The following is a 16,266-nucleotide window of genomic DNA, read 5'->3' on the forward strand; positions in this document are numbered from 1 at the left end:
TGAACTTATTTCGGTGTGATTTTATGGCGCCTAGATTGGCTTAGATTTCATGGTGATTAAGATACAAAAAAGCCGTGTCTTGCGACACGGCTTTTCTATAATCTGGCTCCTCCTGCTGGGCTCGAACCAGCGACCTGCGGATTAACAGTCCGTCGCTCTACCAACTGAGCTAAGGAGGAATTGCTTTGCTTGAAAGCGGGAAGAATCTTACCGAGCACTCAAACTACTGTCAACAGTAAAAAAATACATTTTTAGCAAAAAATATTGAGTTAAGGGCTTTACTTTTCTGTATGGCTTGCCAGTAAAGGCTCGAGGTTAGTTATCCACTAAATTTGTGGATAAGTATGTTGATGAGATCTGGGTAAAGAAAATTGATATGCAACTAAGTTTTTATTTAATGAATTTTTAGTCGGAGTTATGAGTAAAATAAGCAAATAAAACAGAGATTTATCGATGTTAATCAAAAGGTATTCAAAGTGGATAAAAATCAATCTTTTGGGGATAAGAAAGTTTTAAGCTAATTTTTGGGGAAAAGTTGTGGAAACTATAATGTAAAGAATGTGTGTAGCTCTTCAACTAGGGCGAAGTACTATATCAGAGTCACTTTTGTATGGCTATAGCATTCTAGACAAACAAGAAAATTTATTAACAATGATGGTTAAATTCTCGATAGACGTAGATTTCATTAGCTAAGGTGTATATATATACAGCCAAAGCGCAGTAAAATTGAGGAAGGGTATGAGTAAAGTCTATGAATTGGTCTCCGATTATCAGCCGTCGGGCGATCAACCAGGAGCGATCAATCAGTTGCTTGAGGGGCTCGATGCTGGGCTAGCACATCAAACCTTGTTGGGGGTCACAGGCTCAGGTAAAACCTTCACACTAGCGAATGTGATTGCTCAAGCCCAACGACCTGCAATATTACTTGCGCCAAACAAAACGCTTGCTGCTCAGTTATATGGTGAGATGAAGTCATTCTTTCCTAATAATGCGGTTGAGTATTTTGTTTCTTACTACGATTACTACCAACCTGAAGCATACGTTCCCACAACAGATACTTTCATTGAAAAGGACGCTTCGGTTAACGCCCACATTGAGCAAATGCGACTGTCTGCCACTAAAGCTTTATTGGAACGGAAAGACGCTATTATCGTTGCTTCGGTTTCAGCTATCTATGGTTTGGGTGATCCGGAATCCTACTTACAAATGATGCTTCATTTGCGACGTGGAGATGTGATTGATCAGCGTGATATGCTTCGTCGCCTAGCGGAGCTCCAATACTCGCGCAATGATGTTGCTTTTGAGCGAGGGCAGTTCCGTGTACGTGGCGAAGTGATTGATATATTCCCTGCTGAATCAGACCAAGACGCTGTGCGCGTTGAGATGTTTGACGATGAGGTGGATTGCATCAGTGTGTTCGACCCATTGACAGGCGTGGTGAAACAACGAGACTTGCCGCGCTATACCATCTATCCCAAGACGCACTATGTGACGCCAAGAGATCGCATTCTTGAAGCGATTGAAAATATTAAAGTCGAACTAGAAGTGCGCAAAAAGCAGCTTCTAGATAACAACAAGCTACTGGAAGAGCAGCGAATTAGCCAGCGCACTCAATTCGATATCGAAATGATGAATGAGTTGGGCTTTTGCTCCGGTATCGAAAACTATTCTCGTTATCTCAGTGGACGCTCGGAAGGTGAGCCGCCACCAACCCTGTTTGACTACTTACCTCATGATGGCTTGTTGATCATCGATGAATCTCACGTGACAGTACCGCAGATAGGTGCCATGTATAAAGGTGACCGTTCGCGTAAAGAAACGCTGGTGGAGTTTGGTTTCCGGTTACCTTCAGCTTTGGATAATCGTCCACTGAAGTTTGAGGAGTTTGAAGCACTAGCGCCACAAACGATTTTCGTCTCTGCTACGCCCGGAAATTACGAACTAGAAAAATCGGCGGGTGATGTAGCGGATCAAGTCGTTCGTCCTACAGGCTTGCTTGACCCTGAGTTGGAAGTTCGCCCAGTAGCGACCCAAGTCGACGACCTATTGTCTGAGATCCGTATTCGCGCAGCTAAAGATGAACGAGTTCTGGTTACAACACTGACCAAACGAATGGCTGAAGATCTCACCGAATACCTTCACGAACATGATGTTAAGGTACGTTATTTACACTCAGACATTGATACTGTTGAGCGTGTGGAAATTATCCGTGACCTTCGTCTTGGGGAATTTGACGTGCTGGTGGGAATAAACTTATTGAGAGAGGGCCTGGATATGCCAGAGGTCTCGTTAGTTGCAATTTTGGATGCGGATAAAGAGGGCTTCTTGCGGTCTGAACGCTCACTCATTCAGACCATTGGTCGTGCTGCGCGAAACATCGAAGGTAAGGCGATTCTATACGCTGACCGAATCACCAACTCAATGAAAAAGGCGATGGATGAAACTAACCGTCGTCGCGAGAAGCAGGAAGCGTACAACGAAGAAATGGGTATTTCGCCACAAGCGCTCAAACGAAATATCAAAGACATCATGGAACTTGGCGATATCACTAAGTCTAAACGCCAGCGTAACACTAAACAGGTACCATTATCGAAAGTGGCGGAGCCTTCGCAAACTTACGAGGCACTGTCCCCTCAGCAGCTAGAAAAAGAAATCAGTCGACTGGAGGCGGCGATGTATCAGCATGCGCAAGATTTAGAATTTGAGTTAGCGGCACAAAAGCGTGATGAGATTGAAAAACTACGAGCGCAGTTCATCGCAAATAGTTGAACAAACTTACCGATTTAGCTATCCAAGCATTTTAGGTCGCTTGTAAAAAAAAGAAGCCAATAGGCAGTCGGGTCTATTGGCTTGTTTTGTGAACATATCGTTCACTAACAACGTCAGTTGGCTAGGTGACCCGAGGGGTCACTATCGTTACAGCATGGTTTGTGCCACTTTTTAAATAATTGATATTATTTTTGAATTTTTTCCTTTGCCCATAATTTAGCTAATGTCATTTGCAAAATGCAAAGCGTAATGCGATTATTGTTTAAAACACAACAAAATAATAGCTAGGTTATGCAACAAAAACCCGAAGGCCCAAAGTCTCGTTACCTTTTAATGGTCGAGGACACCGCATCTGTTGCGGCTCTGTACCGCTCATACCTGACACCGCTTGGCATAGATATCAATATTGTCGGCACAGGTAGGGATGCCATTGAGAGCCTAAATCATCGAATTCCAGATCTTATTTTACTCGATCTCCGTCTGCCAGATATGACGGGGATGGACGTTTTACATGCCGTTAAAAAGAGTCATCCCGACGTACCTATAATCTTTATGACCGCTCACGGTTCTATCGATACCGCTGTCGAGGCCATGCGTCATGGCTCACAAGACTTTCTAATTAAACCGTGTGAAGCAGACCGTTTACGTGTCACGGTTAACAATGCCATTCGTAAAGCGACTAAGCTAAAAAATGAAGCCGATAATCCAGGTAATCAGAGCTATCAGGGGTTTATCGGCAGTAGCCAAACCATGCAGCAGGTTTACCGTACGATAGATTCAGCTGCGAGCAGTAAAGCGAGTATTTTTATCACTGGTGAAAGTGGTACTGGTAAAGAGGTGTGTGCCGAGGCTATTCACGCAGCAAGTAAACGTGGTGACAAACCTTTTATTGCAATTAACTGTGCTGCAATTCCAAAAGATTTGATTGAGAGTGAATTGTTTGGTCACGTAAAAGGGGCCTTTACTGGTGCTGCGAATGATCGTCAAGGTGCTGCTGAGTTAGCGGATGGCGGCACACTTTTTCTAGATGAGCTTTGTGAGATGGACTTGGATTTACAAACCAAGTTGCTACGATTTATTCAAACGGGCACATTCCAAAAAGTGGGTTCCTCAAAAATGAAGAGCGTGGATGTGCGCTTTGTTTGTGCCACTAACCGTGATCCCTGGAAAGAGGTACAAGAAGGTCGATTCCGTGAAGATTTGTACTATCGTTTGTATGTCATTCCTTTGCATTTACCGCCTTTACGCGAACGAGGCGAAGATGTTATTGAAATTGCATACTCACTGTTAGGTTACATGTCACACGAAGAAGGAAAAAGCTTCATACGTTTTGCGCCTGATGTCATCGAGCGATTCAACAACTATGAGTGGCCGGGTAACGTTCGTCAGTTACAAAACGTGCTACGCAATATCGTTGTTCTAAACAACGGTAAAGAGATTACGTTGGACATGTTACCGCCACCGTTGAATCAACCGCTTGACCGTCCGTCGTCTGTGACTAAATTAATTGAGCCGAAAGCGATGACCGCATCTGAGATTATGCCATTATGGATGACGGAAAAAATGGCAATCGAGCAAGCGATTGAAGCATGTGATGGCAATATTCCTCGAGCGGCGGGATACCTTGATGTCAGTCCGTCGACGATTTACCGCAAGTTACAGGCATGGAACGGCAAGGAAGAGCGGCAAAAAGTATGAGTGTAAATGTATTAAATCAGCAAAAAATAGATGAACTGTCGATGGAAATTGGCAGTGACAACGTACCTGTACTGTTCGATATCTTCCTAGGAGAAATGGATACCTATATCGAGAACTTATCCCAACTGCAGGGGGCAGAGCGATTAGCTTACTCAAAAGAAATCAGCCACGCGTTGAAAAGTAGTGCTGCGAGCTTTGGGGCAGATCGCCTTTGTGAACTGGCTATGTCCATAGACAAAAAAGCGAAAGCCGGTGAGTTGACTGCGGAGTCTGAGGAGTTAGAGGCTATGTTCGATCTTTTGCACGAAACTCGAGATGCTTATCGCTCTTGGCGACAGTAGCTATTTTTTCTATTAACCATTTTTTCTTAGTAAACATCTGTTTTTACTGGATGCCTGAACTAAAACCCTTCGATGACAGAAGGGTTTTCATTATCAATAAACACCTTAAAAGAGGGCGCTAGCCAGGTAACGTGCTCTTAAATAGAAAGTTGTAGCTGATTTTCAATCGCTAGTTTGAGCTTGTTTCTATCGTGACGCCAGTCTCGGTTAGAGGAGGCGAGTGACTCCGTCACTACATTCCATTGACTTAAGATGTCTTGCTCGGTTTTCTCTGCTAGAACCACGTCTATTTTTCTTCCTTGACAGGCACGTTCACACCATTCTAATTTTTGAGCCATCGTCATTCGTCCCGCTGGGCCGTATTCTGGACTCAGGTTAGCAACAAAAATGACTTTTGCTTTTGTGTTTGCTGCAATCGCTTTGCCGAGTTCAGGCAGCAATAAAGGAGGCATGATACTAGTTAAAAAACTGCCAGGGCCAAGAATAATCGCGTCCGCTTCCGCCAAAGCTGTGATGGCTTCTTTGGTAGCAGGCACTTCTGGTGAAAGATCCAAACGTCGCAAGTCTGCTTTCATTTCGTCGACATTTGTTTCTCCCGTAACCCACTTCCCATCTACGGATAACGCGGAAAGATCGGAAGGGTGTTCGGACATAGGAAGGATGTTAACATCGACTTTTAACATATTGCGAATCAGATTAATGGCATCTAAAGGTCTGACCGATAAGTTATCGAGTGCAGTAAGCATCAAATTACCAAGATTATGACCATCAAGTTCGCCAGTGCCTTTGAAGCGATATTCAAACATCATAGAACTGATCGAAGGCTCTGTAATGAGCTGATTAATACAGTTACGTGTGTCTCCCCAAGCGATTCCTCCTTGGCAGTGACGAATTCTTCCTGTTGAACCACCATTGTCAGTCGTGGCAACAATCCCAGTTGCATTGCTGCCAAAATCTCGTAATGCGGCCAGCATTCGACCTAAGCCATGACCACCGCCAACAGCGACCACTTTTTTATCTGTGTAGATATTCATTATGTTCTTCTAATAATCTAATAAAAAACGGCTACAATTTATCTTAAGGAGTGTCTTAAAGGTACTCACTTAGCGGTAAATTGTGTCTCTAGAGAGTTTTTTATCACTCAAGTCTGGATTCCATTACAAATATTAAGTATTTTACACCGCAAAGCTATCAGAGATTTCATATCTCTGGTTGCCATAACTCCGAGCTCACTATTGCTAAGTCCTTGGATAAGCGTTTTGAGCCAGTGGCATACTGTCACAAGGGCATGATTGGAAATGGCCATGCCTCCCGTGTTTGGAAAGGTGTTCCGTGGCGCAACAATTCGAAGACAAATTTCATCGTAAGTTTTATTACTTGCGTCTGTCTGTGACCGACGTGTGTAATTTCAAATGTACCTATTGCCTTCCTGATGGCTATAAGCCTTCGGGCAATAAAAACTCGTCTTTTTTATCTCTCCCTGAAATCAAACGGGTCGTAAAAGCATTCGCTGATTGTGGCACGTCAAAAGTGCGCATCACTGGTGGTGAGCCTAGCTTACGCAAAGATTTTACCGACATTATCCATTCAGTAGCGGCGACGCCTGGCATTCAAAAAGTTGCAACGACAACCAATGGCTACCGCATGGCAAAACAAGTCGCAGACTGGCGTGAAGCGGGTTTAACCCACATTAATGTCAGTGTGGATAGCCTTGACCCGCGTATGTTTCATCAAATCACAGGTGAAAATAAGTTTACTGAAGTCATGAATGGTATCGAACGTGCGTTCGAGGTCGGTTATGAGCAAGTAAAAGTTAATGTGGTGTTGATGAAAGATCTGAACCATCACGAGCTGCCAGCGTTTCTTAACTGGATAAAAGATCGTCCAATCCAACTGCGTTTCATTGAGTTGATGCAAACGGGTGAGATGGATGAGCTATTTAATAAGCACCATGTATCCGGAGTGGCAATTCGTAACCAGCTAATTGCAAATGGTTGGTTGCTGAAAGTGCGCTCGCATAATGATGGTCCTGCGCAAGTATTTGTTCATCCTGATTACAAGGGTGAAATAGGTCTTATCATGCCTTATGAAAAAGACTTTTGTGAAAGCTGCAACCGACTGCGCGTTTCTGCGATGGGTAAGCTGCACCTATGTCTGTTTGGAGACCACGGTGTAGAATTGCGTGATCTTTTGGAACGTGATGAGCAAGAGAGTGAGCTTATTGAACGTATCCAGGCTCAGTTACAAACCAAGTCGGTAAGCCATTTCTTGCATGATGGCAATACTGGTATGACGCCACACCTCGCGTCTATCGGCGGCTAACTTCATTCAATTTTTAGAGTGAGCTTAGTGATAAGCTGGCTCTAACTTTTTCCGAATCGATACCAAGCGTATCAAAGCTAATTAAGAGAATAGGTGAACAAATGGGTCACGCTGAAAGCAAATTCCAACCTGCAAATATTGCCGTTCTAACGGTATCTGACACTCGTACTGAAGAAAACGATACCTCTGGTCGTTACCTTGCTGAACATGCTCAAGAAGCGGGTCACAACGTAGTAGACAAGCAAATTGTTATTGATGACATGTACAAGATCCGCGCGATTGTTTCTCAATGGATTGCTGATGAAAGCGTACAAGCGATCATGATTACTGGCGGTACAGGTTTCACCTCACGTGATAGCACGCCAGAAGCACTTAAGCCTCTATTTGATAAAGAAGTTGAAGGTTTTGGTGAGTTGTTCCGTATGGTGTCGTACGAAGAGATCGGTACGTCTACGATTCAGTCTCGTGCGATTGCTGGTTTTGCTAACCACACCGTGATCTTCGCAATGCCAGGTTCAACTGGTGCGTGCCGCACAGGCTGGACAAAAATTATTAAACAGCAGTTGGATGCAAGTCATCGCCCTTGTAACTTCATGCCACACCTATCTGTATAACCTTTCCTAAAAGCGAAGGAAAAACAATGACCCAATTTACACATATCAATGCTTCTGGCGAAGCAAACATGGTTGACGTGTCAGCAAAAACGGAGACGGTTCGTGAAGCTCGTGCTGAAGCATTTGTTCACATGGCACCAGAAACACTTCAACTGATTGTCTCTGGCCAGCACCATAAAGGTGATGTATTTGCGACGGCTCGTATTGCTGGTATTCAAGCTGCGAAGAAAACCTGGGATTTGATTCCACTTTGTCATCCGCTACTACTCTCTAAAGTTGAAGTTCAACTGGAAGCTATCGAAGCAGAAAACAAAGTTCGCATCGAATCAGTATGTAAACTTGCGGGTAAAACTGGTGTGGAAATGGAAGCGCTCACGGCAGCTTCCGTTGCTGCTCTAACGATTTACGATATGTGTAAAGCAGTACAAAAAGACATGGTCATTGGTCAAGTTCGTCTACTAGAGAAAACGGGTGGTAAATCTGGTCACTTTAAGGTGGAATCATGATTAAAGTACTTTTCTTTGCTCAAACTCGCGAGCTGATTGGCATCGACAGTGTCGAGTTAGACGGGCCGTTTGAAACGGTTGAATCAATTCGTGCACATCTAGTGGAAGAAGGCACTAAGAAAGATGGCAAGTGGGATTTAGCGCTCGAGCCAGGAAAGCTACTTGCTGCAGTGAACCAATCCATCGTCCCTCTGGATACACAAGTAAAAGCAGGTGACGAAGTTGCGTTTTTCCCGCCGGTAACTGGGGGTTAAGATGGATTCTCGTGTTTCTGTACAAATTGAAGACTTTTCGGTTGAGCAAGAATATCAACGTCTATCTGAAGGGACGGCTGCCGGCGCTGTCGTTACATTCGTTGGTAAAGTTCGAGATATGAACCTTGGGGATAATGTCATTGGTTTACATCTAGAGCACTATCCGGGGATGACAGAGAAGAGCTTGAGCGACATTTGCGATCAAGCTGAGTCTCGCTGGCCACTATTAGGTGTACGCGTGATTCATCGCGTCGGAGACATGGATAGCGGTGATCAAATTGTATTTGTGGGCGTTTCCAGTGCGCACCGCGGCGCGGCATTTGATGCGTGCGAGTTCATCATGGATTATCTGAAAACCCAAGCTCCATTTTGGAAAAAAGAGCGTACGACGAATGAAGATCGTTGGGTTGAGTCGCGCGACACCGATCATCAAGCTGCACAGCGTTGGGAAAAATAGAACTAACCCGCATTCTAGTGAAAAAAGCTAAGTGCTAATGGTACTTAGCTTTTTTTGTATTTATCTTCATTGTATTGCTCACTTTGTTTCAATATTTCCTATCTTTTGTCTGGTGATATTCTTCACAATAAAAGTTTTTTGCCCAATATATAAACAATTATTTGTTAGACTTGATTTGTCATAAATGTTAAATGATGTGTAAATATCTAGCATAAGATGCTAGTAAATGGTTTAAACTCAGATTAATCGAAAGTTTCGCCTGTTAAATGTCGCTTCTGGTCTTTATTTGGCTGGTGAATGCTTTGGGGTTAGAGTTTACTGCTAGATATGTGTGGTTTAGTCAGCATTATTGGTTTTTTTGCTACATTTTTATGGCAAATTACTTCAATGATTGCTAATGTGTGCCGCAGTCTTTGTAAGGTTTTAGACTTTTGTGCTCAGAAAGTGCACTAAAAAAATCTAAAACTCTGACCGTTCCAGGCCCTTACAAAGAAGTCATGGATGCTAACGAAAAAATTTGGAGTTTTACGCATGTATAAGAATAAAATCACGCGCGCTTTATTTATTGGTGCTGGTCTTTCTCTCGCTCTAGCTGGTTGTGGTGAAAAGCCTGCGGAGAAACAAGCTGCTGAGCCTGCTCCGGCTCCAGCCCCTGAAGCTAAATCTGATTCTAAAGAGCCAAAACTTGCTGCTGTTCAAGAATTGGTGCGTGGTAACGGTACAGAAGTTGCGACAATAGACCCTCATAAATCTCAAGGTGTTCCAGAATCCCACGTGATTCGCGATCTTCTTGAAGGCCTTGTAAACCAAGATGCGGACGGTAACACTATCCCTGGTGTTGCAGAATCTTGGGAAACTGAAGACAACAAAACATACACTTTCCACTTACGTGAAGACGCAAAATGGTCAAACGGTGATCCTGTCACTGCAGGTGATTTCGTTTACAGCTTCCAACGCGCAGTCGATCCAGCAACCGCCTCTCCATATGCTTGGTACATGGAATACACCAAGATGAAGAACGCAAAAGACATTGTTGCGGGTAAAAAAGATAAGAGCGAGTTAGGTGTTAAAGCGGTTGACGATCACACGTTAGTGGTTGAGTTAGATACTGCAGTACCATATTTTGTAATGATGATGGGCCACACGACAGTGAAACCTGTTCATCAAGCAACTGTTGAAAAGTTCGGCGATCAATGGACGAAGCCAGAGAACTTTGTAGGTAACGGTGCTTATGTTGTTGACAACTGGGTTGTAAACGAGCGTTTGGTTCTAAAACGTAACGAACAGTACTGGGACAACGAAAACACGACGCTTGACCAAGTTACTTTCCTACCAATCGAGAACCAAGTAGCGGAAATGAACCGCTTCCTAGCGGGTGAAATCGACTTCACGAACGAGCTGCCTACAGAGCACTTCAAGCGTCTGAAGAAAGAGCACCCACAAGAAGTGTCTGTAACCGGTAACTTATGTACTTACTACTATATCTTCAATACGAAGAAAAAGCCGTTTGATGATGTTCGTGTGCGTAAAGCGATTTCTTATGCGATTGACCGTAACATTGTGACCGATGCGATTTTAGGTCAAGGTCAAAAGCCAGCTTACTTCCTAACACCTGAAATTACGGCAGGTTTCAACCCAGAAATTCCTGCATACGGCAAAATGACGCAAGAAGAGCGTAACGCAGAAGCTGCGCGTCTATTGGAAGAAGCGGGTTACGGCGCAGACAACCCTCTTGAATTTAACCTTCTATACAATACATCAGAGAACCACAAGAAACTTGCGGTTGCACTGGGTTCAATGTGGAAGAAGACACTTGGTCTAGACGTTACGCTAGAAAACCAAGAGTGGAAAACTTACCTATCTACCAAAGATTCTGGCAACTTTGAGGTTGCTCGTGCAGGTTGGTGTGGCGACTACAACGAAGCTTCATCTTTCCTAACGCTGATGATGAGTAATAACACTACTGGTGGTATTCACTACGACAGCAAAGAGTACGATGCGATCATGAACAAAGCATTTGCTTCAACTTCTGACGAAGAGCGCCAAGCACTTTACCTAGAAGCAGAGAAGTTGATGGCAAAAGATATGCCAATCGCACCTATCTACCAGTACGTGAAATCACGTCTACTATCACCGAAAGTTGGTGGCTTCCCAGTAAATAACGCGGAAGACAAGATTTACTCTAAAGATCTCTACATCACAGAGTAATTCGTAACTCGATAGAACTATAAAAATGAGGCCCTACATGTGAGAAATTGCATGTAGGGCCTATCTTTAGTCCAAAAGAATTGGACGACTTCTTTAATTTAACTGTCACAGACTGAAAGAGTGAGTTTATGCTTAAATTCATCGCAAAAAGGATATTTGAGGCGATCCCAACAATGTTGGTTTTGATCACCGTATCTTTCTTTCTTATGCGCTTTGCACCGGGAAACCCTTTCTCGACAGAGCGTCCATTGCCACCCGAAGTAATGGCAAATATCGAAGCTAAATATGGCTTGGATAAACCTGTATTTGAACAATACACCACGTATTTGACCAATGTTATCCAAGGTGATTTCGGACCGTCATTTAAATACCTTGATTACTCAGTAAACGAGCTGATCGCGGTTGCCTTACCTGTTTCGGCTAAAGTGGGCTTCATCGCCTTTATCTTTACTTTGATAATGGGGGTTACCGTCGGTACCATTGCTGCGCTCAAGCAAAATACTTGGATTGATTACACCATTATGTCGACTGCGATGCTTGGTGTCGTAATGCCATCCTTCGTATTAGCGCCTGCGCTTATCTACATATTCTCGCTTCACTGGAATATCTTCCCTGCGGGCGGTTGGCAAGATGGTAGCTGGCAGTATTTAGTGCTTCCTGTTATTGGTATGTCGCTACTGTATGTTGCTACCTTTGCTCGTATTACGCGTGGTTCGATGATCGAAACCCTAAACAGTAACTTTATTCGTACGGCACGTGCTAAAGGTCTAAGTTACCGTTATATCATTATCAAACACGCTCTTAAGCCGGCACTTCTCCCTGTTGTTTCTTACATGGGTCCAGCTTTCGTAGGTATCATCACCGGTTCCGTTGTTATCGAAACCATTTTTGGTCTGCCTGGTATTGGTAAACTATTCGTTAACGCTGCGTTTAACCGTGACTACTCGCTAGTAATGGGGGTAACCATTCTGATTGGTTTCCTATTCATTCTATTCAACGCGATTGTAGATATTTTACTTGCAATGATTGACCCGAAAATTCGCTACTAACAGGGACGTTTGGTTATGTTAACGAAAAAAGAAAACCTAGAAGCGATTGAGAAATTCTCCGAAAACTTGGAGATTGAAGGTCGCAGTCTTTGGCAAGATGCTCGTATCCGTTTCATGCGCAACAAAGCGGCGATGGTGAGCTTATTCCTTCTTGTTCTAATGACGTTGGCGGTTATTATCCTGCCAATGATCGCACCGTACACATTTGATGATACTGACTGGTACGCGATGCACGTTGCACCGAATGCTGACCATTGGTTTGGTACTGACAGCTTAGGCCGTGATTTATACGTGCGTACGCTAATTGGAGGTCGTATTTCGTTGATGGTAGGTGTTATGGGTGCATTTGTAGCGGTACTGATTGGTACGCTCTACGGCGCAGCATCTGGTTTCATCGGCGGTAAAGTTGACCGCGTAATGATGCGTATTCTAGAAATTTTATACGCGGTACCGTTTATGTTCCTGGTGATTGTACTGGTAACATTCTTCGGTCGTAACATCATGCTGATCTTCGTTGCGATTGGTGCTATCGCATGGCTAGATATGGCGCGTATCGTACGTGGTCAGACTCTTAGTCTACGTAGCAAGGAGTTTATCGAAGCGGCACATGTGTGTGGTGTAAGCAACTGGAAAATCATTACTCGTCATATCGTACCGAACGTACTGGGTATTGTAGCGGTATACTCTACGCTGCTTATCCCAAGTATGATTCTAACGGAATCATTCCTATCATTCCTTGGTCTTGGTGTTCAGGAACCAATGACAAGTTGGGGCGCTCTTCTACAAGAAGGTGCACAGACAATGGAAGTAGCAATCTGGCAGCTGGCATTCCCAGCAGTGTTCATGGTTGTGACGCTATTCTGCTTCAACTACGTTGGTGACGGCCTGCGCGATGCGCTGGATCCAAAAGACAGATAATTAAAAGATAAGATTAAGGAAGCAATGATGAGCTTATTAGATGTCAAAGATCTGCGCGTCGAATTCACCACGCAAGATGGTATCGTAACCGCAGTAAACGATTTGAACTTCTCTCTCAACCAAGGCGAAACCTTAGGTATCGTTGGAGAGTCGGGATCAGGTAAATCTCAAACCGTATTCGCAATCATGGGCCTTTTGGCTAAGAACGGTATTATTTCTGGTAGCGCAAAGTTTGAAGGCAAAGAAATCCTAAACTTACCAGAAAAAGAACTGAACAAAGTGCGTGCGGAACAGATCGCAATGATCTTCCAAGACCCAATGACATCACTGAACCCTTACATGAAAGTGAGTGATCAGTTGATGGAAGTGCTTATGCTGCACAAAGGCATGGGCAAAGCGGAAGCATTTGAAGAATCAGTACGCATGCTAGAAGCGGTAAAAATCCCTGAAGCACGTAAGCGTATCACGATGTACCCGCATGAGTTTTCAGGCGGTATGCGTCAGCGTGTAATGATCGCGATGGCGTTGTTATGTCGTCCTAAACTGCTTATTGCCGATGAGCCAACAACAGCACTTGATGTGACGGTACAAGCACAGATCATGGACTTGTTGAATGAGCTGAAATCTGAGTTCAACACAGCGATCATCATGATCACGCACGACCTTGGTGTGGTTGCAGGTTCGTGTGACAAGGTGCTGGTGATGTATGCAGGCCGTACCATGGAGTACGGCAACGTAAACGAAATTTTCTATAATCCAAGCCATCCTTATGCGGAGGGTCTGCTGAAGGCGATTCCTCGCCTCGATACCGAGGGTGAAATTCTGCCGACCATTCCTGGCAATCCACCAAACTTGCTTCGTCTACCGCCGGGCTGCCCTTATCAAGAGCGCTGTCACCGTGTGATGGATCGTTGTAAGCGCGAGGCGCCAATTCTGACACCATTTGGTGATGGTCGTCAGCGTGCATGTTTTTCTGAATGGGAGGCTTGGAACAAATGAACGCAGTAGACAAAAAACTAATTCTGGACATTTCTGAGCTGAAAGTTCACTTCAGCATTGCCTCAAAGTCGGCATGGCCGTGGTCAAAGCCTTCGAGCCTGAAAGCGGTAGATGGCGTGAACGTTCGACTATACGAAGGGGAAACGCTTGGTGTAGTAGGTGAATCAGGTTGTGGTAAATCGACGTTTGCTCGTGCCATCATTGGTCTGGTTGAAGCTACTGACGGCCAAGTAGTTTGGTTGGGTCAAGACCTTACTAAAATGAAAAGCGTTCAGCGCCGTGAGACGCGTAAAGAAATTCAGATGATTTTCCAAGACCCATTGGCATCGCTGAATCCGCGTATGACTGTTGGTGATATCATTGCTGAACCTCTTGAGACATTCTATCCAGAACTGTCTAAGCAGGAAGTGAAAGATCGCGTTAAAGAGATGATGGCGAAAGTTGGCCTATTACCTAACGTGATTAACCGTTACCCACACGAGTTCTCGGGTGGTCAGTGTCAGCGTATCGGGATAGCGCGTGCGCTTATCCTTAAGCCTAAGATGATCATTTGTGACGAGCCAGTATCGGCGCTTGATGTATCTATTCAAGCTCAGGTTGTTAACCTGCTTAAAGAGATTCAAAAAGAGTTAGGGCTTTCTCTGGTATTCATTGCGCATGACTTGTCTGTCGTTAAACACATTTCAGATCGCGTTTTAGTTATGTATTTAGGTAATGCCGTGGAACTTGGCGAGGCCGAGGCTCTGTTTGCTGATCCTAAGCACCCATATACGCGTGCGCTGATGTCTGCGGTTCCGATCCCGGACCCGGATATTGAGCGCAATAAGAAAATCCAAATGCTAGAGGGTGATCTTCCTTCACCTATCAACCCACCGTCGGGTTGTGTATTCCGAACTCGTTGCCCACAAGCAACCGAAGAGTGTGCGAAGACAAAGCCAACCATTTTAGGTAATGACGTTCACGCGGTATCTTGTTTACACGTTAGTGTATAAATTCAGCCTGTGACGGGCTTAAGCGCGACACCTTCATCGGGTCGCGCTTTTTTTATGTGTCTGATTTATACATTCGAATTTCTTGAACATGATGTCCTAAGTTCGATGATTCTCTGTTTGATAGGAAACGCTAATATAGACACAAACAGAACGAGAGGAGAGCAATCATGGGTAAGTTGGTTGAAGGTGTTTGGCAAGATGTCTGGTATGACACAAAATCAAATGGTGGCAAATTTGTGCGCGAAGATGCCGGATTCCGTAACTGGGTTAAAAACGACCCTGATGCGGAGTTTACACCAGAGTCCGGTCGATACCATTTGTATGTCTCTCTTGCTTGTCCGTGGGCACATCGAACCCTCATTTTCCGCAAGCTGAAAGGTTTAGAACCACATATTGATGTCACGGTCGTTTGCCCTGATATGCTCAGCCAAGGTTGGCAAATGGGGCTTCCTGAGCCATTGTTTGGTCACACGCGCATGTATCAAATTTACACGCAGGCCAAACCCGATTACACGGGCCGCGTAACCGTGCCTGTACTTTGGGATAAAAAGACCAATACTATTGTGTCAAACGAGTCGTCAGAGATCATTCGCATGTTCAATTCGGAATTCAATGCGTTAACAGGGAATCACGACGACTACTATCCAGATCATCTAAAACACGTTATTGATGAGTGGAACGATTTTGTTTATCCGAATGTCAACAACGGAGTGTATCGTTGTGGCTTCGCGACTACACAAGAGGCGTATGAAGAAGCGTTTGATTCTTTGTTTAATGCGTTAGATAAAATCGATGCTCACTTAGCGACGCATCGTTACTTAGCAGGGAACACAATTACTGAGGCTGATTGGCGTTTGTTTACGACTCTTATTCGTTTTGATGCGGTGTATGTGGGGCATTTCAAGTGTAACAAGCAGCGCATCGCAGACTACGAAAATATACAAGGCTACTTAAAAGAGTTATATCAAGTCGAAGGCGTCGAAGAAACGACGGATTTCTATCACATTAAACGCCACTACTACTTCAGCCACACTGGGATTAATCCGACGCAAGTTGTACCCAAAGGGCCTGATTTAGACTTAAATACTCCTCATGGAAGAGAAAGTATTGGCTAGTTTGCTGCTTCCATCGCAAATGAA

15 protein-coding genes, 1 tRNA gene and 1 riboswitch are annotated in these 16,266 nt (G+C 44.3%); of the genes, 14 read left to right on the forward strand and 2 right to left on the reverse strand.

The window, feature by feature from the left end; translation table 11 throughout:
- Nucleotides 1-103 precede the first annotated feature (103 nt).
- Nucleotides 104-179: transfer RNA gene (locus R7Q46_RS10205), tRNA-Asn, on the reverse strand.
- A 559-nt stretch (nucleotides 180-738) separates the two neighbouring features.
- Between R7Q46_RS10205 and uvrB the strand changes: the two genes are divergently transcribed.
- From uvrB to luxU, 3 genes are all read left to right on the forward strand, one after another.
- Nucleotides 739-2,769 (forward strand): excinuclease ABC subunit UvrB, encoded by a 2,031-nt coding sequence (uvrB, locus tag R7Q46_RS10210; RefSeq protein WP_017636056.1) that lies wholly within the window; start codon nucleotides 739-741, stop codon nucleotides 2,767-2,769.
- A 291-nt stretch (nucleotides 2,770-3,060) separates the two neighbouring features.
- Nucleotides 3,061-4,467: a quorum-sensing sigma-54 dependent transcriptional regulator LuxO gene (luxO, locus tag R7Q46_RS10215; RefSeq protein ID WP_169644366.1), complete on the forward strand. Its 1,407-nt coding sequence runs from the start codon at nucleotides 3,061-3,063 to the stop codon at nucleotides 4,465-4,467.
- Complete coding sequence (gene luxU, locus R7Q46_RS10220) at nucleotides 4,464-4,808, forward strand: quorum-sensing phosphorelay protein LuxU (protein WP_017636054.1); 345 nt, start codon at nucleotides 4,464-4,466, stop codon at nucleotides 4,806-4,808. The genes luxO and luxU overlap by 4 nt, the downstream gene beginning before the upstream one ends.
- Before the next feature lie 137 nt (nucleotides 4,809-4,945).
- Here luxU and R7Q46_RS10225 read toward each other — a convergent pair whose 3' ends face one another.
- Nucleotides 4,946-5,842: a YvcK family protein gene (locus tag R7Q46_RS10225; protein ID WP_171342879.1), complete on the reverse strand. Its 897-nt coding sequence runs from the start codon at nucleotides 5,840-5,842 to the stop codon at nucleotides 4,946-4,948.
- Nucleotides 5,843-6,017: 175 nt separating this feature from the next.
- A riboswitch (molybdenum cofactor riboswitch) is annotated at nucleotides 6,018-6,152 on the forward strand.
- On the opposite strand from R7Q46_RS10225, the gene moaA reads away from it, so the two are divergent.
- From moaA to R7Q46_RS10280, 11 genes are all read left to right on the forward strand, one after another.
- Nucleotides 6,141-7,130 (forward strand): GTP 3',8-cyclase MoaA, encoded by a 990-nt coding sequence (gene moaA / locus R7Q46_RS10230; protein ID WP_017636052.1) that lies wholly within the window; start codon nucleotides 6,141-6,143, stop codon nucleotides 7,128-7,130. It overlaps the preceding riboswitch by 12 nt.
- 101 nt (nucleotides 7,131-7,231) lie before the next feature.
- Nucleotides 7,232-7,744, forward strand: a complete 513-nt coding sequence (moaB, locus tag R7Q46_RS10235; protein WP_005388935.1) for a molybdenum cofactor biosynthesis protein B — start codon at nucleotides 7,232-7,234, stop codon at nucleotides 7,742-7,744.
- A 26-nt stretch (nucleotides 7,745-7,770) separates the two neighbouring features.
- Entirely contained in the window at nucleotides 7,771-8,250 is a 480-nt protein-coding gene (gene moaC, locus R7Q46_RS10240; RefSeq protein ID WP_005380779.1) for a cyclic pyranopterin monophosphate synthase MoaC, read from the forward strand.
- Nucleotides 8,247-8,504: a molybdopterin synthase sulfur carrier subunit gene (gene moaD, locus R7Q46_RS10245; protein ID WP_005388938.1), complete on the forward strand. Its 258-nt coding sequence runs from the start codon at nucleotides 8,247-8,249 to the stop codon at nucleotides 8,502-8,504. Before moaC ends, moaD begins: the two co-directional genes overlap by 4 nt.
- Before the next feature lies 1 nt (nucleotide 8,505).
- Complete coding sequence (moaE, locus tag R7Q46_RS10250) at nucleotides 8,506-8,961, forward strand: molybdopterin synthase catalytic subunit MoaE (protein WP_017821374.1); 456 nt, start codon at nucleotides 8,506-8,508, stop codon at nucleotides 8,959-8,961.
- 531 nt (nucleotides 8,962-9,492) lie between these two features.
- Nucleotides 9,493-11,169, forward strand: a complete 1,677-nt coding sequence (locus tag R7Q46_RS10255) for an ABC transporter substrate-binding protein (protein ID WP_017633862.1) — start codon at nucleotides 9,493-9,495, stop codon at nucleotides 11,167-11,169.
- Nucleotides 11,170-11,297: 128 nt separating this feature from the next.
- A complete protein-coding gene (oppB, locus tag R7Q46_RS10260; RefSeq protein WP_005380786.1) occupies nucleotides 11,298-12,218 on the forward strand; it encodes an oligopeptide ABC transporter permease OppB in 921 nt (306 codons plus the stop codon).
- 15 nt (nucleotides 12,219-12,233) lie between these two features.
- Nucleotides 12,234-13,136 carry an oligopeptide ABC transporter permease OppC gene (oppC, locus tag R7Q46_RS10265; protein ID WP_017633861.1) on the forward strand — a complete coding sequence of 301 codons (903 nt, stop codon included), beginning with the start codon at nucleotides 12,234-12,236 and terminating at the stop codon, nucleotides 13,134-13,136.
- Between the two features lie 27 nt (nucleotides 13,137-13,163).
- A complete protein-coding gene (locus R7Q46_RS10270; RefSeq protein ID WP_005380792.1) occupies nucleotides 13,164-14,135 on the forward strand; it encodes an ABC transporter ATP-binding protein in 972 nt (323 codons plus the stop codon).
- Nucleotides 14,114-15,127: a murein tripeptide/oligopeptide ABC transporter ATP binding protein OppF gene (gene oppF, locus R7Q46_RS10275; RefSeq protein WP_005387265.1), complete on the forward strand. Its 1,014-nt coding sequence runs from the start codon at nucleotides 14,114-14,116 to the stop codon at nucleotides 15,125-15,127. Before R7Q46_RS10270 ends, oppF begins: the two co-directional genes overlap by 22 nt.
- Nucleotides 15,128-15,294: 167 nt before the next feature.
- Entirely contained in the window at nucleotides 15,295-16,242 is a 948-nt protein-coding gene (locus tag R7Q46_RS10280; RefSeq protein WP_213886606.1) for a glutathione S-transferase family protein, read from the forward strand.
- Nucleotides 16,243-16,266 lie beyond the last annotated feature (24 nt).

This window comes from Vibrio sp. 811, assembly GCF_033339195.1.